At 38.4% G+C, this 17948-nt stretch carries 14 protein-coding genes, 1 pseudogene and 1 riboswitch; of the genes and pseudogenes, 11 read left to right on the top strand and 4 right to left on the bottom strand.

The window, feature by feature from the left end; genetic code table 11:
• Window positions 1-237 precede the first annotated feature (237 nt).
• Window positions 238-858 (top strand): NUDIX hydrolase, encoded by a 621-nt coding sequence (locus tag AC3II9_RS13665; RefSeq protein WP_489156267.1) that lies wholly within the window; start codon window positions 238-240, stop codon window positions 856-858.
• 256 nt (window positions 859-1114) lie between these two features.
• On the opposite strand, the pseudogene AC3II9_RS13670 reads toward AC3II9_RS13665, so the two are convergent.
• A pseudogene (locus tag AC3II9_RS13670) lies at window positions 1115-2435 on the bottom strand (IS1380 family transposase).
• Between the two features lie 653 nt (window positions 2436-3088).
• Here AC3II9_RS13670 and AC3II9_RS13675 point away from each other — a divergent pair.
• The 3 genes from AC3II9_RS13675 to AC3II9_RS13685 all read left to right on the top strand — a co-directional run bounded on the left by AC3II9_RS13675 (window position 3089) and on the right by AC3II9_RS13685 (window position 6192).
• Window positions 3089-3844: an N-acetylmuramoyl-L-alanine amidase family protein gene (locus tag AC3II9_RS13675; RefSeq protein WP_489156268.1), complete on the top strand. Its 756-nt coding sequence runs from the start codon at window positions 3089-3091 to the stop codon at window positions 3842-3844.
• 1037 nt (window positions 3845-4881) lie between these two features.
• The gene (locus AC3II9_RS13680; RefSeq protein WP_489156270.1) at window positions 4882-5286 is read left to right on the top strand and encodes a phage holin family protein; all 405 of its coding nucleotides are present in this window, start codon (window positions 4882-4884) and stop codon (window positions 5284-5286) included.
• A 438-nt stretch (window positions 5287-5724) separates the two neighbouring features.
• Complete coding sequence (locus AC3II9_RS13685) at window positions 5725-6192, top strand: hypothetical protein (RefSeq protein WP_489156272.1); 468 nt, start codon at window positions 5725-5727, stop codon at window positions 6190-6192.
• Between the two features lie 718 nt (window positions 6193-6910).
• On the opposite strand, the gene AC3II9_RS13690 is transcribed toward AC3II9_RS13685, so the two are convergent.
• Both AC3II9_RS13690 and AC3II9_RS13695 read right to left on the bottom strand, forming a co-directional pair.
• Window positions 6911-7618 carry a class I SAM-dependent methyltransferase gene (locus AC3II9_RS13690; protein WP_489156273.1) on the bottom strand — a complete coding sequence of 236 codons (708 nt, stop codon included), beginning with the start codon at window positions 7616-7618 and terminating at the stop codon, window positions 6911-6913.
• Between the two features lie 93 nt (window positions 7619-7711).
• Window positions 7712-8953, bottom strand: coding sequence for an NAD(P)/FAD-dependent oxidoreductase (locus AC3II9_RS13695; RefSeq protein WP_489156275.1), 1242 nt, complete (start codon window positions 8951-8953; stop codon window positions 7712-7714).
• 190 nt (window positions 8954-9143) lie between these two features.
• On the opposite strand from AC3II9_RS13695, the gene AC3II9_RS13700 reads away from it, so the two are divergent.
• Together AC3II9_RS13700 and AC3II9_RS13705 are read left to right on the top strand one after the other, a co-directional pair.
• The gene (locus AC3II9_RS13700; RefSeq protein WP_489156277.1) at window positions 9144-9689 is read left to right on the top strand and encodes a histidine phosphatase family protein; all 546 of its coding nucleotides are present in this window, start codon (window positions 9144-9146) and stop codon (window positions 9687-9689) included.
• Between the two features lie 154 nt (window positions 9690-9843).
• Window positions 9844-10128 (top strand): hypothetical protein, encoded by a 285-nt coding sequence (locus AC3II9_RS13705; protein ID WP_489156279.1) that lies wholly within the window; start codon window positions 9844-9846, stop codon window positions 10126-10128.
• An 82-nt stretch (window positions 10129-10210) separates the two neighbouring features.
• On the opposite strand, the gene AC3II9_RS13710 is transcribed toward AC3II9_RS13705, so the two are convergent.
• Window positions 10211-10702: a hypothetical protein gene (locus AC3II9_RS13710; protein ID WP_489156281.1), complete on the bottom strand. Its 492-nt coding sequence runs from the start codon at window positions 10700-10702 to the stop codon at window positions 10211-10213.
• A gap of 665 nt (window positions 10703-11367) precedes the next feature.
• Here AC3II9_RS13710 and mqo point away from each other — a divergent pair.
• The 5 genes from mqo to thiC all read left to right on the top strand — a co-directional run bounded on the left by mqo (window position 11368) and on the right by thiC (window position 17601).
• Entirely contained in the window at window positions 11368-12924 is a 1557-nt protein-coding gene (gene mqo, locus AC3II9_RS13715) for a malate dehydrogenase (quinone) (RefSeq protein ID WP_489156381.1), read from the top strand.
• Window positions 12925-13702: 778 nt separating this feature from the next.
• Window positions 13703-13996 carry a transposase gene (locus tag AC3II9_RS13720; protein WP_489156283.1) on the top strand — a complete coding sequence of 98 codons (294 nt, stop codon included), beginning with the start codon at window positions 13703-13705 and terminating at the stop codon, window positions 13994-13996.
• A gap of 11 nt (window positions 13997-14007) precedes the next feature.
• A complete protein-coding gene (locus tag AC3II9_RS13725; protein WP_489156383.1) occupies window positions 14008-14763 on the top strand; it encodes an IS3 family transposase in 756 nt (251 codons plus the stop codon).
• Window positions 14718-14891, top strand: coding sequence for an IS3 family transposase (locus AC3II9_RS13730; RefSeq protein ID WP_489156285.1), 174 nt, complete (start codon window positions 14718-14720; stop codon window positions 14889-14891). Before AC3II9_RS13725 ends, AC3II9_RS13730 begins: the two co-directional genes overlap by 46 nt.
• 592 nt (window positions 14892-15483) lie before the next feature.
• Window positions 15484-15598: riboswitch (TPP riboswitch) on the top strand.
• A 227-nt stretch (window positions 15599-15825) separates the two neighbouring features.
• Window positions 15826-17601 carry a phosphomethylpyrimidine synthase ThiC gene (gene thiC / locus AC3II9_RS13735; RefSeq protein ID WP_489156286.1) on the top strand — a complete coding sequence of 592 codons (1776 nt, stop codon included), beginning with the start codon at window positions 15826-15828 and terminating at the stop codon, window positions 17599-17601.
• Window positions 17602-17948: the final 347 nt, after the last annotated feature.

The following is a 17948-nucleotide window of genomic DNA, read 5'->3' on the forward strand; positions in this document are numbered from 1 at the left end:
TTTAACGTGATGAGATTGCTTGAATTGTTTCGCTTACATATAAGGTTTTTTAATAGTTCTACAAAGTATTCTCCGTTGTAAGTGAGCCAGCTAATAAAACGAGAGTTCCTCACATATAATAAATCTCACCCAAAAGGAATTGGAAGTACTAAACTGCAGCATGCCGATATTCTTTATCCATTAACCTATTAATGATACGATAAGAAGAATAGAAAACTTTAAGGTGAGGGGAGTTTTATGTTCCTGGATAAATTAAAAAATCAATTACATCAACATCAATCCCTATTTATGGGAGAAGAGACCGCTTTTCGTTCAGCTATTTTGATTCCGTTAGTGCAAGTGGATGGCGAGTGGCATATTCTTTTTGAAGTACGTTCATTGACGATGCGAAAACAGCCGGGAGATATTAGTTTTCCAGGTGGTCGAATCGATGCAACGGATGCATCTCCACTAGCCGCTGCTGTACGAGAAACATCAGAAGAATTAGGTATTGGTCCAGACATGGTGAATGTTGTCGGGCAATTAAGTCCTTATATTGCATCTCCTTCCTTTGTTGTGTACCCATTTGTGGCAACGATTGATTATGATCAAACGATTCATTGTTACAACAAAGAAGAAGTAGAAGAGGTATTTACGGTGCCCGTTAGCTGGTTATTAAATCATGAGCCGTATATGCATTCAGTGGCCATTGAACCAACGCCTTCGTCGGACTTTCCCTTTGATAAAATTATGAACGGTGCGCAATATCAATGGAGAACTCGTGCAATGGAGGAATGGTTTTTTGATTATGGGCAGTATACCATTTGGGGTTTAACAGCTAGGCTTTTAAAGCATTTTATAGATCTTATAGAAAAGTAAGGGTGTTGGATAAGCGTTAGTTCAACATGCGCACCTATATCCACCACAGCGTAAATTAAGTAAAAAGTAAAACAAATAATCTCCAATTATTCATAGGAATCTAAAATCCTGTGAATTTTAGTAGATGTATAATTTGAAAGTTAGTTCTTCAGGGAAAAATAGCCGGATGAGTAAAGAGTTGAAGTGAGCCTAAGGAAAAATTCGATTTTTGGGCAGACTTTTCACTTGGTACGGGTTCGATTTTAAAAAAATGGATTTAGTTGAATTGAAGCTGTTGCACCTTGGTCAGTACATCCCAAAAGAAGTGTTCGTACACAAAACTCGAGTACATTTTAAAATAACAAGAACGTCCAGACTTCACTAATCTAATCGCCACCTTGATCAGGCGCGTACGAATCGTTTGAATTTGGATCCCTTTATGCTTTTTTTAGAAAACTGAGTGTGCGCAGCCAGTTCGTGAAGTTATAGGCCAGCACACACAACATCATGCGCGCTTCATTCACAATAAAATCATGGATTTTCATCTGGGAAAAGCCGAAGCCATCTTTCGCTTCTTTAATGAAGTTTTCCATCGTACCTCGCTGTTTATAGGACTGCACGATGGCTTGTGGTGAGAACGCATCACCGAGATTCGTTACAAAAAAGGAATGTGTAAAGAATAGTTCTCCAGCTGGGCGTGTTGATTGAATTACAATGCGACGAGACTTTGACCATGATTCCGCTTGATAGATTGATTCTTCCACATAGCTTTCTGTCACGGACACATCCAGAATTTCGTAGGCTGGATGATATTCTTAGGCAAGCGCCTTTAACTTGGCGTTCGATTTTAGCCGGATGATGTAGTACACCGATTCCTGTTCGCAAATTTCATACAGCCTAGGTACCGCAAAGCCGCTATTCTCAAGCACGAGCGCCGACGTAGCGGGAAATGTTTCATTGTAGTGTTCGATTAAAGAATGTAGAAAATCCACGACCCCATTGGATGTATAGACATTGCCGGGACGTAACTGAGTCTTAAAAAAATCACCTGTTAGACCGTCAAAGGCAACGAGTGGATGAAACCCCACTGTACCTTAATGGGCATTGTACGAAGCGTGTTCTTGTCTGCCGTAAGTATTGGCATGGGAAGAATCCAAGTGAATCAGGAGTGTGTCAGACTTGCGAATGCGATGAACACGATCAACTACATCCTGATTTGCTACTTGAAGCCGGTCAAGTGATGGGGCGTCAAATCGCTTGAAAAACCGGGATAATGACGGTTGAGAAGCGAGTGCAGATGTACCAAGTACATGTATGGAAACCGGATCATGTGTCAAACGGTCTGCTATGTCATCCTCGTGATAACCCGCAATGAATTAGTGGATTTTTTGGCGGAGTAGCTGTTCATTTTCATTAATATAATAGATGCGCTTATCATTCAATTGGAGATGTTTGGCGATTGTTTGTGATAACCTTAATTTCTCATCAAATTCACGATAAATCAATTCATCGGTATCCGAAGAAAGTGCGCCGCCAACATTCGATAATTTAATAGAACGGTTGAAATGTAGTGTATTTTGCGATAAAGTAGTCGTCATAAGGATTCTTTCTTGAGATGGTTTTGTTTAGTCGCAATAACCTTAAGAGAGAGGGATTCTTTTTTCATCTTTTAAGTGAAAATGAGAATCCCACAGAAAAGCTGACAAAAGTCCGCTTTTCTGTGGGATTTTATGTTTTATCGTGAATAATCTGGGTTACTGTATATTTATGAGTGGTCTTGGTAAAATTAAACTTTTGTAACTGAGCTTATAATGCTTCTTGCAAAAGAAATCTTTGAGTCATTTTTAAGATAAATAGTAGTCTTTTTCATGAAAGATGCCCCTTTTCGTTTATGTTTGTGTCATAACTAACATTGTACAAGTAGCATCTCGTTTTTGAGTTATTTTTTGATAGAACTTAAATGACTAACATGTTTGATTAAGAAGTTGTATAATTAGCGATTTGCTGTAATACAGGTAATGATAGATATAGATATTCTCTATTTAATGCTCATGCTCGCTAATTCAATAGCGGGCATTTTTAATGTAAATATTTCTATAGCTAATAGGCTAGTAACGGCTATTTCAAAAGCCATTATGAATATACTAATTTACTAGTCAATATTATTTATTCAATAACTAGTAGCGTTGCTGATAGTGCTCAAAAGTTAAACTACAACAATAAACATAATGATTAGGAAGGTGATCAGTGGATGATTAAAGTAGGTTACGAGGCAGGTCATGGATATCATACTCCAGGTAAGCGTACACCTGATGGGGAAAGAGAATGGACGTTTAATAATATCGTTGCCCGGGCATTCGCCGATGAACTGGCACGATATGAAGGAGTCATAAGTAAACGCTTTGACGATCCAACAGGGGAACGAGATGTCCCGTTAAAGGAACGTACGGATAACGCGAATAGTTGGGGAGCTAACTATTACATTTCTTTCCATCATAATGCGTTGGCAGGGCAGTGGGGGAATCATACAGGTGTTGAAACGTTCGTTTATATTGGAAATACAAATACAATAAGCGGAAAATTAGCAACAGCTCTTCATCCAGCACTTGTAAAGGCATATGGATTAAAAGATCGCGGGGTTAAGGAGGAGAATTTTCATATTGTCAGAGAGACGAAAATGCCTGCCATTTTAATTGAAGGTGGATTCATGGATAGCACAATCGATATAAAGAAATTACGTGATAAAACCATTTTAGAGAATGTAGGAAGAATGATTGCTCAAGCACTTGCAACGTATTTAAATTTAAAAAAGTTTGTAGAGAAGGAGACATCGAAAGTGTTCTTAAATGAAACCGGACGAGCAGAGATTCGAGCACTATTAAAGAAGGCGCGTAATGAAGGGATTATAGATGCCAATATTCATACGGATGATGCTATTGCAAAATACGATGATATTCAGTTATTAAGCTATCAAGCAGCTGTTATTAATCGTACATGGATGAAATAATTATAAGCTCTTTCCTTTAATTGATAGCAAGTGTATTGTATCAATTTATTCGATGCTATACTCAGACGAGTACCAAATGATTTGGATTTGAATTTAAAAACAGAATATTCAATATTAACTATATTAGCACTTTCAATCAAATTGAAAGTGCTTTTTACGTGTGCTCAGCATGGGTAATAACTAGTCGGTGAAAGTCCGATCCACGCCCGACAGTGGGAAGTGTTAGCTGATGGCAAGGGTGTCCGTGGTGATGTGGAATCTGAAGGAAGCTTAAGGAGAAACTCTGAGCTAACGAACAGAAACTTGATAGAAGGCAAGGCACATGGGTAAGGTTACCTAACAAAATGAAGCTCGAAGACTGTCAAAATAAAGTGTGTCATGTAAATCAAGTGGCTAAATGGAGTGAAAGTGATTACACCTTACCTGGGGAGATCTTGTGAGGGCATCGAAAGAAGATATAACCTAGATGGAGACATATAGCTCAATTACAAGAAGTCAGCAGAGGTCATAGTAGTGAAGAGAACTTGTGAAAGCAAGAAGGAGCGAAGGACTGAACGGTTAACAATGAACTGGAATGAAATAGTAGTCATCCCCCATATTGGACAGAAAATAGCGAAAGTTACTTATCTATAGGATAGAGTAGGGATGTGAAACTGAAAAGACTATAGAGAAGGGTCTAGTGTAAATTGATGAGATGAAACAGAAATGATTAGCGAATGCTAAGTTGACCGAACCGCCGTATATGAGCCCCGTACGTACGGTGGTATGAGAGGCCGGCTAGTCAACTAATGACTAGCCTCCTATTCGATTGTTCATATACGAGTGTGTAAAATCAAATATAGCTATGAAATTTATAATCTATGTATACTCAAAATACTGTTTTTGAAATAAGAAATTGAATAAATAAAAACATCATATGTTCTGTATATGTGCGGAGTCCGTTGTTTTAGTAATTGAATATACTAGACAGAAGTAGTGGCTTAAGAGGGGGAAATGGACTTTATATACTTACATTATAAAATAAGGGAGGTGAGAAAATGGAGACCAATACACTTTGGGTATCGGTTATTGGGGTTTTTACTGCAGGGATTGTATATTTAATTGGTGGAGTTGATGAATTGGTAAAGTCGCTAACAATTATAATGGCAATTGATTTTACCTTAGGTATAATGGTGGCATATTCTATTAAAGATTTAGATTCCCACAAAGCGTTTAAAGGGCTTTTGAAAAAGTCGGCAATGATATTAATGATCGTAGTAGCAGTACAATTGGACATAGCGACAAACAGTGAGGGCTTCCTGAGAAATGCTATGATTTTATTCATAATTGGTATGGAAGGAATTAGTATAGTTGAAAACTTAGGTAAGCTGGGTATCCCTGTTCCGAAAGTTATAGTGAATGCTCTTGCGAAGTTACAAGGAGATAAAGAGGATAAAAAATAAGGGGAGAGACGACTTGTCTTGATGAAGTGGCATTAGAACAAGTAACGTCCGCTATACATTGAATGAAATGTTTGCAAAATTATTTGTACTTTAGCCGAACGTTTCACAGGAATTTTTTGTATAGTACGTTTCTTGTTTTTCTATGTTACTCAATCATTTATCTAAACAAGAGCGCATTGAATAATTTATAGCAAGTGTAGCAGAGTTTGAAAAACAACGGGATAAAAAAGTCACAAACTACCTTTTTCTGATGGCTGAAAACGCAAGGAAGAACCAAAAGAGAACGCTAGGTGAGTAAAAAGTTTCCGGGTGGACAGCCAGTACATGCTGATGTGTAAAAAATATAAAGAAATGGAATATTAGTACGATAAGGTTAATATAGAACTGTTTTTCGATTCATTATTAAAATTCGAGGTGTCCATTCGAAGGAGTGATTAAATGAGAATTGAATCTTTAGGAAGTATGGCAACATCTTATCAATCTAAATCAACTTCAAAAACGAACATAGATTTTAAGGAGGTTGCAGCAACAACAAACTTAAAGGAGCATGAATCAAGTGGCGATATTTACGAGGAACTTTCAAGTAAATATGACGTACGAAATGCGACATTTGAACAAATCGTTGATATTTCTCATGCCTTATACGAAGCTGGTGAGCTTTCATTAGGGGAAGTTGCTATTTTAACATTTGATTATGAGCGAGCGACGGCGTCTATAAAGGCAGCGGCAAAAGGTTCAGTTTCCTCAAGTTTTGATATGTATGAAACAAAAGCAAATGCGATGGGGCAAAGAGATTGGATTGCTGAGTTTGAGGCGCGGGCTACAAAAGATCTACGATATGGTCACTTAATCGGCCATTCACATAAAAAGAAAATACTTCACATTTTGCAACAGTTAGACAGATAAGAGTGGGGTATGCAGCATTTACAGTATAGTAAGAAGTGTATTGTTAGTTTTTGAGAGCGTTTTATATTGTGTAGTGAGAGCAGATTAGGAGGCTCTCTTTTTTGTTTCCCTTACTTACTAGAGTTATGCGCACAGATAATTGAAAAAGTACGAGGAACTACTGTGTTATGTGTCTGCGAAAATTATATAATCACGTTCAATTTGTATAGAAACCTTAATATGTGGACTAAACTTCATTTCCTAAATGTCTAAGCTACTAGAAAATACCAACATATACTATATTAAAGTTTAAGTGTGACAGGTGGTGAAGTGATATGCGATTTTATCCGCCAGATAATAGAAGAAGACCGATCTCGCCCATGTATAGACAAAGATTTGAGCCTCCTACTCAAATGAGAAGACCGGGTAATCCTTTTTTTGCTCCTACTCAAATGAGGGGGCAGCAGCCATTTTTCTATCCCCCTTATCAACAACCTCAATTTTCACAGTTTGGCAGATTACCAGAGCATTTAAATACTCTTATGGGTCATGCGGGAACAATTACAAACGGGGTGAATATGCTGAGGCAAATGGGCGCATTGTTAAGCATGTTTAGGTAGCTTGTCTTTAATCGAAGAAGAGATGGTGCACATCAATGGACCGTAAGTTGATGTGCTTTTTTATGTTGCTCATTTTGACTCCATTTAAAAGGGAATAAGAGGTTTCGTATAGCCAATCGCTATTTCGTACATAAAAAAATGCGGTAATCCCAAATGTCTTTATATTTTACGGTCATCTCAACATGCTGATCCATAATTTCGTAAAGCCCTGGCTCAATATCATTTGAGTAATGAAATTCAAGGGTGGAATGACTTTGGTCGATGGGGCGTTTTTTTACAATACGAATATTCGTAAAGCCAGCTTGTTTCAAACAAGTTAGCCAATGCTGTTCCGTAAACATCGATTCAAATCCGTAAAATTCTTTGATTTCCTTTTCTGTGGCTGCCTCGAACGGTTGTGTAATGATTAGTTCATTAGCAATAAATTGTCCTCCACTCCTTAGTAATCGAAAAATTTCTTTCAGAGCCTGAGGTGTATGGACAAAAGAAAGAACTGATTCCGAAATGATCAAATCAAATGTTTGGTTTTGTAACGGAATTTGTTCGATAGAGCCTTGCATGATATCCACAGGTAAGCATTCTTTTCTCATTCTTTCCTGCGCTTTCGCCACCATGAGCGGGTGAATATCTATGCCAGTCACTTGTGCGCCGTATGTTTTAGCTAAATAGGCGGCTGTTTGACCTGTACCACATCCAACGTCGAGAATGCGAGTCGCATTGTTGATGTTTTCGTTAGTGAAAAGCTCCTGTGTTAACGACAGCCCACCAGGGTGTGCACCGCCAATACCGAATTTTGACAAAAAATTCAGGTATTTAGAATTGCGCATGACAATCACCTTCTTCATTCATAATTATTGGTATCATATGATATGAAAAATAGACTGGTTCCCACAAAAGTTAGAGGTGAGACTTTTTGACTGTTAACCTTGTGTGTCTTTCTTCTTATTAAGCAGCGGACGATGTTGTAAATAGTATTGTAAGTCATGGCTATGACCTTCTGAAATTTCCTCTGCGATTAGTTTCGCTAACAACTGGCTGTATACCGTCCCGTTGTCACCAAAGGCAAAAAGGAAATAGCTTTTTGGATATTGCTCATAAACACCGATGATAGGAAGCCCATCTGCCGTTCCCCCGTAAAAAGCAGTTAGGTAATACGCTAGTTCTGCTTTGATGTTAGGAAATAGATTATTCAATTCTTCAATCAGTTGATTCTTTTTATGCATTAACTTCGAATCTCGATCTTCCGGGTACGTTGTATTGTCGTCAAGACCACCGATAATAATGCGATTGTCTTTCGTTGTACGCAAATATAAATAAGGACGCGCGGTTTCCCAAAGCAGTGTACGGTTATACCAGTCCGAAAAATCATTGACTGCATTTGTCGTGACTGTATAAGTACTAACAAAGGACACCTGTTTCTCTTTTTTGATGTCTACGCCTTCATACCCAGCGGCAAATATAACGTAGCGTGCTTGAATGGTCTGTTTATTTTTAGTAGAAACAATCATTCGCTCTAATTGTTCGTCATAATGATGTCCATTCATTTCCGTGTGTTCATAAATGCGAACCCCCTTTTTAAAAGCATCATCAAATAGTGCATGCGTAAATTTAAAAGGATTGATTTCCGCATCGTTGTATGAGTATATAGCGGCATCTCTACTAAAGGGATAGTTTGCTTCAATATCATCTTTTGACCAAAAGGCAACGTCACAGTTATTTTTTACCAAAAAATCATATTCCTTTTTTAAGCGTGCAACGTCTTCTGGACAGCTAGCAGAATATAACGTATCGCGGCGCGTAAATTCATAGTCGATAGAGACTGTATTGGCTGCTTTTTCAATGTCATCAATAGCTGTTTTTAATAATGCTAAATGTCTTTCAATATAAGCTTCTCCAAAGGTATTCATCAAATCCGTAAACATTTTTTCGCCTGAATATTGGATGAGCGCCGTATTAGCACTTGTACTACCGCTCCCAATCGTTGATTTTTCAATTACAACGATATCTAAATGTGTATTCGCAAAATAATAAGCACATTGCGCGGCGGAGCTTCCACCTCCAACAATGAGCACATCACAAATAATATCTTCTTGTAACTTTTTATAGGTTGGTGCATCGGGAAATGTGGTTGGCCAATAATATGTTCCAGACTGTAAATCCATAAACTTCGTCTCCTTGCAAATGAAAGTGTAAAAGTATTATTTCCCACAGGCATCTGAAAAACACCATTGATTACACAAAAAAAGCGTAAGTTAATGGAACTGTAACTAATTTATCGGTGTTTAACAGGTTTACATACATATTCATACAATAGCGGTAGGCTTAAATATTAGTTGGAGGGAGGCAAGCAAGGTGGAAAAATCGCTCTTAGATTTATTAAGAGAAGGGGGATTGATCTTATATGTTCGGCATGGGGAAGCAACAGTAGGTGAAGATCAGCCATATATACATTTCCAAAACTGCTGTACCCAAAGAAATCTTTCTGAACTAGGAAGAAGACAAGCTATTTGCTACGGGGACATTGTTCGGTATTTACGAATTCCAGTTCGTTTCCCTGTTCAGGCCAGTCCGTTTTGCAGAACAATTGAAACGGCACAATTGGCTTTCGGTTATGTACCTGTTCAAATAAACCCTTTTTGGTTTGAAGTTTATCAATTAGATACAAACCTATTAGGGAAAGAACATACATTAAATGCGCTTCGGTCTATATTAGAAATGAAACCACCTAAAGGAAAAAATCAAGTCATTATTGCCCATGGTTTTCCAGATAATATAGGTTTAGGTCAAATATCAAACATGGGAACAGTTATTGTCAGACCTTTAGGGATAGGGAAAGGTTATGAAGTCGTCAAAAAGTTATCTTTAGAAGATTTGGCGGCGTTAGTAAGTAGCCCGTAGTTGAAAAAATTAACCTAGCTATTCAAGTGATGAAAGACGTCTTGTCTATAAAGGGATTTATTAGCGATTACCTTCCTTGCATAGTTTTCTGACCAATTTATAATACTATGGTCTAGAGCAACTTATTTAATTCGCAGGAAGGGAAGCGACATAATTGGCTAAGCACTCAGATACAAGTTGGAAAAAGGATCATCCAAGTACGTTATTCAGTAACTCTGTCCAAAAGGCAGATCGTGCGGTGAAGCAAGCGATGTCACACCCAGAGGAAATCGCGGTTGAGCATGCGTTCAATTCCATATCCCATGCAGAAAATGCACGTTCAAATGCAGAACAACGAAACGAGCATATGGATTTAGTCGAGCAAAATAAAGAGCATTTAGAGCTGATGAAGCAACAATTACAAGAAGCACAGGAAGTTATAGAAGATCGGGAATATTAAGGTGAGATCATCACAAATGCACGAAATGGATTTTACATTTCGTGCATTTATTTAGTATTGCATGTGTTTTCTATAGCATATTTTAACACCAAACGATGATTTTATAAGGTGTGGTTTGGGCTGGAATACTTCTTGTAGTAGGCCCATAGATGACAATTAAATTTCGATTGGCAGGATTTTTGGAAAAAGGTTGTTCATTTATTAGTGAAATCGGTGTGAAGGGAGCGAGGTTTAACTGTAATTGCCCATCACTACTGACTAATTGGCGATTAAAAAAGTCTACTTTTACATTTTGGAAATTATTTTCCTTTACAATGATCAGTGCGCGGTATTGGGGTGGGTATATTAAAGGGACAGGAGCATCGCCATCGTAATAGCCTGTAATTTGATCACCAATCGCCACAATTTCCTGGTTTACAAAGTAAGTAGTAGGGGAGACGACAAAATTGACGATACCGCCATTTCCATCTTCTACAGTCATGAGCGTATAACAGCCTTCGCTTTCCCCATTTTGCCCAACGAAAAAATCATTAATTTGCGTAACAACGCCACGAAAAGATTGAAAATTTACCATAGCCATTCCTTTCCTTTTTGAAAATCGCCATTTCTCAATGCTAATTGCATTTTCATAAATGCTATAAGTATCAATTTAATTTATGTATCAGGCACAAGATAAGTGACTAAGCTGTAAAACGTATTATTTTAAGTAATGGCAAGATAATTTAGGGAATACAGAGAAACGATATGAAATCGAGCCAATGATGCACCTTTAGGACTAAAAAGTTCTAGGGGTTTTTGTATGAATCATGCCAATAGAATATGTAGTTATTTGAAAAATTATTATATAATAAGTTATCCGCCGAAAGTCGGTGACCAACTAGTAATAAAGGAGATGCTTATCGATTGGAGTGAAGCCGGAACGGGGGGCAAACTTAAGTGATGGTGAGAAACTATAAAGATATAATCGTTTATTATAACTCCAATGAGTAATTAAAACAAGTAATATTTCTAGGTTTCGAGAATGTGACGATATTTTGAACCATCTACAAAAGAGCTAGATATCTTTTTAATGTCTAAAAATTCTCGCTTTTCCCTGATTTTGAATGGCTTATAAATATCCTATAGGTAGTAGATGTTTTAATCTATTAATAATTGTGATAGACTATGATATGGTTATAAATGATACAGAAAAGAAAGGTGTGTTCCTAGGTCGCGCCTTGGCTTGCTATGACGCCTACAATGGGAGCGCTTGCATCCTTTCTGCAAATCTTAAGATATAAAAGGAAGGTAAAAATGAGTAACAGAGAGAATACAACAGACGTTATCTTAATTGGTGCCGGAATTATGAGTGCGACTTTAGGGACACTCATTAAAGAATTAGCACCGGACTGGAATATTAAAGTATTTGAGAAGCTTGAAAAAGCAGGAGAGGAAAGCTCTCACGAATTAAATAATGCTGGTACAGGGCATGCAGCACTGTGCGAGCTTAACTACACTTCTGAAAAACCGGATGGCTCGGTTGACATTAAAAAAGCAATTAATGTTAACGAACAATTCCAAGTTTCAATGCAGTTTTGGTCATATTTAGTAAAACACAATTTAATTCGTAATCCACAAGACTTCATTATGCCGTTACCTCATATGAGTATGGTACAAGGTGAAGAAAATATCAAGTTTTTAAAGAAACGTTTCGAAACAATGTCACAAAATCCATTATTCCAAGGAATGGAGTTTTCTGATGATCCAGAAACATTAAAAGAATGGATTCCGCTAATGATGCAAGACCGTCCAGCGAACGACCGTATCGCGGCGACAAAAATCGACACAGGTACAGACGTTAACTTTGGTGCGTTAACACGTATGCTAGTTAGTCATTTACAAACGCAAAACGTAGATGTTCGCTACAATCATAGTGTTGAGAGCCTTAAACGTACGAAAGACGGTTTATGGGAAGTAAAAGTGTACGATAATGATGCTTGTAAAATGCACTACCACTATGCAAAATTCATCTTCCTTGGCGCAGGTGGAGGCAGCTTAGAGCTATTACAAAAAACAGGTATTCCTGAAGGGAAACATATCGGCGGATTCCCAATTAGTGGATTATTCTTAGCGTGTAACAATCCAGAAATCGTTGAGCAACACAATGCAAAAGTATACGGAAAAGCTAAAGTTGGTGCTCCACCAATGTCAGTTCCTCACCTTGATACACGCTATATTGATAACAAAAAATCATTATTATTCGGACCATTTGCAGGCTTCTCACCGAAGTTCCTAAAAACAGGTTCAAATATGGATTTATTTGCTTCTGTAAAACCGCATAATATTACAACATTATTAGCGGCAGGTGTTAAAGAAATGGCTTTAACAAAGTACTTAATTCAGCAGCTTATGTTATCAAAAGAACAACGTATTGAAGAGTTACGTGATTTTATCCCGAACGCGAAAGCAGATGACTGGGATATTATCGTAGCAGGTCAACGTGTACAAGTTATTAAAGATACTGAAGCGGGCGGTAAAGGAACGCTTCAATTCGGTACAGAGGTTATTACAGGCGCAGATGGTTCAGTTGCAGCGTTACTAGGTGCTTCTCCAGGTGCTTCTACTGCCGTACACGTTATGCTGGAAGTAATCAAACGTTGTTTCCCACAAAATATGAAAGAGTGGGAGCCAAAAATTAAAGAAATGATCCCTTCTTACGGTTTATCATTAATGGATCACCCAGAGCTTCTACGCGAAATTCATGCTTCAACAGCAGAAGCGCTTGAACTAAGCGAAAAAGAGCTAGTGCATAGCTAATTCTTTCGTGTAGAAAATAAAAAACCTTCAATCTATTTTTTAGATTGAAGGTTTTTTCGGTTATTCGACAAATCTTCTAGAGCAAGTGCCCTATGTAAGGCATTTTAAAGCCTCCGACATTTGTAGTAACCGTTGCCTACTCCAAAGGAAGAGCGATTATTTTTACTTCTACTAATTAAAATCAATCATGTTGATGCCTAGATTGTGTTACCTAGCGAAATCGAGATACAACTTAATTTTAAATAAGTGTCAAATTAGGTCTATTTACCTGAATGGCACTTATTCTCAGCTAAGTTGTATATCAAAATTGACTACTGACGTTTTGGACGATTTTTAAAGTGCATGTATGATTTTTTTAGTAAAAAACCGCGCGTCATTGTTTTTTTTTATTGCGATACACAGGAATTTATTGTTTTTGTGTGAATCAAGATAGCATAAAGACACGTATCAACCATTTTAGATGACGATCCATTTTTTCGAAAAAAAGCTTGATTATATTTATTTTTTATCCTAAACGGCGCTTCTTTCTCCTTTCACGTTCCCTTCCTTCTTAGTGAATTTCTATCTTTTTTATCACAGTCATTAGTCGTAGAGTGTTTTATTTTGAATGAAACATTACGGTATCCGGTAGAAACAACGTGGTCTGAGCAGAACTTTGCCGTATCCGAGCAAAAGTTCGTGGTAAACGGTCAAAAATGAGGTTAGTATAAAAAATGGACACGTAAAAGTGAGCGTATGTATGATAATCATAATAAGTACATTAGAGGACGTGTTCAAGATGAGTAAAAGACCAACACCAGAGTATCGAGATTATGTGGTAAAACTTGTAGTAGAAGAAGGAAGAAAAGTAACGCAATTGGCTTATGAACTAGGAATTGGAGAATCTTCTATTCGTCGTTGGGTAAAAGAGTACCGTGATCAAAAAGCAGCTGAAACACAAGGGATCCAGTATGTTACACCCACCGAGTTAAAACGGCTTCAAAACGATTACGAAAAGAAATTGCGTGCCCTTGAGGAGGAAAATGCGATCTTAAAAAAGGCGATGCACATCTTTGCGAAAAACCAGCCGTAATTTATGCCTTTATTCAAGCCCATGTAGGTGAATTTACGATTGTAAAGATGTGTGAGGTCCTTGGCGTCTCTAAAAGTGGCTACTATAATTGGCTTCAAAAACAAGCAGCCCCTTTAACGGAACGCGAAGAAAAAGAAATTGAAATTACCCAAAAGGTGCATCAATCTTTCCATGAAAGCTATGGGACGTATGGTAGTCCTCGTATTCGAAAAGATTTACAAGAGTGGGGATACGTTTTATCTCAAAAGAAAGTAGCTAATTTAATGCGGGAGCTGGGTCTATGTGCGGTGATCCCTAAACAGTATCAACAAACAACTAACTCCAAACACGCTTATTTTGTGTACCCTAATTTAGTCAAACGCCAATTCGATGTGAAGGCACCCAATGTGGTGTGGGTGGCGGATATTACGTATGTACGTACGATGCAGGGCTGGCTTTATTTAGCGACGATTATGGATTTATATTCAAGAAAAATCATTGGTTGGTCCATCGCCGATCACATGAAAGAAGAGCTCATATTAGAAGCGTTGAAGCAGGCACTGCAGATTAGAAAGCCACCAGCCGGCTGCATCCACCATTCGGATCGAGGTGTACAATACTGTTCCAACGCCTATACTAATCTATTAAAAGAACACGACATGAAAATCAGTATGAGTAAAAAGGAGATCCTTACGATAATGCATGTATTGAATCATTCCATTCGACGATTAAAAAAGAATGTATGTATCGTCAACGATTCCAAACCAAGCAAGAAGCCAAAAAAATGATACAAGCGTATATCATCCAGTTTTATAACGAGAAAAGACGCCATTCTACACTGGGGTATGTCTCCCCTAATCAATATGAGCGTATGAACAAAGAAAAAGATATGCCTGTCCGCTCGATATCTGCTTAGAGGGCTTGCGATTGTGCAGCTCCAATTTGGAGGTGCACAATCGCAAGACCAGACCAACCGAAGGGCGGTAGCACAAAAACGCTCGATTTTTTATGTCCATTTTATTGACACAAGACCAAAAAGCAGCGGTATCCGAGCAAAAAGCTACGGTATCCGGTCAAAACAACGTGGTCCGAGCAAAACTTTGCCGTATCCGAGCAAAAGTCCATGGTAAACGGTCAAAAAGCAGCGGTATCCGAGCAAAAAGCTACGGTAACCGGTCAAAACAACGCGGTCCGAGCAAAACTTTGCGGTATCCGAGCAAAAGCCTATGGTAAACGGTCAAAAAGTAGCGGTATCCGAGCAAAAAGCTACGGTATCCGGTCAAAACAACGCGGTTCGAGCAAAACCTTGTCGTATCCGAGCAAAAGCCCATGGTAAACGGTCAAAACGTAGCGGTATCCGAGCAAAACACCGCCCTATCCGGTCAAAACATTGCGCTATCATAGTAGATTAATGAAGAAAGTTCTATCCAAACGCGTTCATCACGAAATAGTTGAAAAGTATCCTTTTATTTTAAATGGAAATAATGTACAATAGCAGTAATTGAATAATGTTTAACTAGGGGAGTCCAATGAGTTGGGCTGAGAGGGAAACGCATAGAAGTTTCTTGACCCTTTGGACCTGATCTGGATCATGCCAGCGTAGGGAAGTTAGAAATCTTTAGTATATGTGCAAATGTCTATATACATATCGTAAGCTGGGTCCGTTTATCTTTATCATAAATGGATTCAGCTTTTTTTTGCGGATAGGAAAGTATATAAAATGTATCTGCAAAACGTAGCATCAGCTTGACCTATTTGAGTTGCGCTGTGCCGTGCCTTTCTAATTTGCCTCACTACTACCCGGTTAATCTAGATCTCGTCCTTTACCAATATAAAGGAGGAGTTTTTTTATGTCATCAACGTCATTAAACAAAGAAAACATTTCGATTATGTCCAATTTTCCGGGGAGTAAAAAAGTATATGTGGTTGGTTCAAGACCAGATATCAAAGTACCGATGCGAGAAATTGCACTAAGCCCTACAACGAGTACAGTTGGTGAAGAGGAAAATCCACCCGTACAAGTTTATGACACAAGTGGACCTTATACCGATCCTCACATTTCCATTGATATTACAAAAGGGTTAACGGCTCTTCGCAGTAAGTGGATTGAGGAACGAGCAGATGTAGAAATGTATGAGGGGCGGCAAGTAAAGCCAGAAGATAACGGCTATAAAAATGAAAATGATCCGCGTGCTCAGCAAGCTATTTTCCCAAACTTAAAACGCCAGCCATTGCGCGCAAAAGAAGGGAGAAATGTAACCCAACTTCATTATGCGAAAAAAGGCATTATTACTCCAGAGATGGAGTTTATTGCGATTAGGGAAAATATGGACCCTGAATTTGTGCGGAGTGAGGTAGCGAGAGGGCGAGCGATTATTCCGTGTAATATTAATCATCCAGAGCTAGAACCGATGATTATTGGACGCAATTTTCACGTTAAAGTGAACGCCAACATTGGGAATTCTGCCGTCTCCTCTTCGATTGAAGAGGAAGTAGAAAAAATGATTTGGGCTACACGCTGGGGCGCCGATACGATTATGGATTTGTCTACAGGAAAAAACATTCATACAACACGCGAATGGATTATCCGGAATGCAGCTGTTCCAGTAGGGACTGTGCCCATTTATCAAGCACTTGAAAAAGTAAATGGGATCGTAGAAAATCTGACATGGGAAATTTACCGTGATACGTTAATCGAACAAGCCGAACAGGGAGTGGATTATTTTACAATTCATGCAGGTGTGCTGTTACGTTATATTCCATTAACTGCTAATCGCTTAACAGGCATCGTGTCACGTGGTGGATCGATTATGGCACAGTGGTGTTTAGCTCACCACCAAGAAAACTTCCTGTATACGCATTTTGAAGAAATTTGTGACATTATGAAAGCATACGATGTGGCCTTTTCCCTTGGCGATGGTTTACGCCCAGGCTCTATTCATGATGCCAATGATGCAGCGCAATTTGCAGAGCTTGAAACGCTTGGTGAATTAACGAAAATTGCTTGGAAGCATGATGTGCAAGTAATGGTAGAAGGCCCAGGCCATGTACCAATGCATCTCATTAAGGAAAATATGGACAAACAATTAGAAATTTGTGAAGAGGCACCGTTTTACACATTAGGACCGCTGACGACAGATATTGCACCAGGCTATGATCATATTACATCTGCCATTGGTGCTGCGATGATTGGTTGGTTTGGCACGGCGATGCTTTGCTATGTGACACCGAAGGAACATTTAGGTTTACCAAATAAAGACGATGTACGTGAAGGGGTTATTACGTATAAAATTGCCGCTCATGCAGCCGATTTAGCGAAGGGCCATCCGGGAGCGCAAAAACGAGATGATGCCTTATCCAAAGCGCGCTTTGAATTCCGTTGGCGAGACCAGTTCAATTTATCATTAGATCCGGAACGAGCAATAGAATATCATGATGAAACATTACCAGCGGAAGGAGCAAAAGTAGCTCATTTTTGTTCGATGTGCGGACCGAAATTTTGCAGCATGAGAATCTCACATGATATTCGCAATAGTGTCAAAGAAAAAGAAACGAAAGTAGTGGAAGAAGGTTTAAAGGAAAAGGCAAAAGAGTTTAAAGAATCTGGTGGCACACTATATCAATAGTTAGCGAAAAGAAGCGCTTCTTTCTATAAAGAAGTGCTTTTTATTTTCACAACGGAAGGAGGTAAGTGTAGCTGGTGGCAGTCGTTTTTTGCTATAGAGCAAATCCCGCGGAAGGCGACCGCCTATAGTGGGGAACGAACAATAAAGCTGATTTAAAATCTTTATTTCCGAGGTAGATTACTTAAAAAGAAAAATGAGGTGTTTTGATCAGTTAACTAGCACGTACCTTATCAATAAAGAATACAAATAACATATTAAAAGTACTGATTTAATCGGAAATTTCATTCTTAATTCACAACTTTTTTTTATAATCAGTTAGCACTAAGAAATATTTTTATAAAAAGGAG

The organism is Lysinibacillus sp. RU7 (genome assembly GCF_057837305.1).

Coding starts and splice junctions, on each gene's coding strand:
- AC3II9_RS13665 (WP_489156267.1), top strand. CDS start 238: ATGTTCCTGGATAAATTAAAAAATCAATTACATCAACATCAATCCCTA.
- AC3II9_RS13675 (WP_489156268.1), top strand. CDS start 3,089: ATGATTAAAGTAGGTTACGAGGCAGGTCATGGATATCATACTCCAGGT.
- AC3II9_RS13680 (WP_489156270.1), top strand. CDS start 4,882: ATGGAGACCAATACACTTTGGGTATCGGTTATTGGGGTTTTTACTGCA.
- AC3II9_RS13685 (WP_489156272.1), top strand. CDS start 5,725: ATGAGAATTGAATCTTTAGGAAGTATGGCAACATCTTATCAATCTAAA.
- AC3II9_RS13690 (WP_489156273.1), bottom strand. CDS start 7,618: ATGCGCAATTCTAAATACCTGAATTTTTTGTCAAAATTCGGTATTGGC.
- AC3II9_RS13695 (WP_489156275.1), bottom strand. CDS start 8,953: ATGGATTTACAGTCTGGAACATATTATTGGCCAACCACATTTCCCGAT.
- AC3II9_RS13710 (WP_489156281.1), bottom strand. CDS start 10,702: ATGGTAAATTTTCAATCTTTTCGTGGCGTTGTTACGCAAATTAATGAT.
- mqo (WP_489156381.1), top strand. CDS start 11,368: ATGGGAGCGCTTGCATCCTTTCTGCAAATCTTAAGATATAAAAGGAAG.
- AC3II9_RS13720 (WP_489156283.1), top strand. CDS start 13,703: ATGAGTAAAAGACCAACACCAGAGTATCGAGATTATGTGGTAAAACTT.
- AC3II9_RS13730 (WP_489156285.1), top strand. CDS start 14,718: ATGTATCGTCAACGATTCCAAACCAAGCAAGAAGCCAAAAAAATGATA.
- thiC (WP_489156286.1), top strand. CDS start 15,826: ATGTCATCAACGTCATTAAACAAAGAAAACATTTCGATTATGTCCAAT.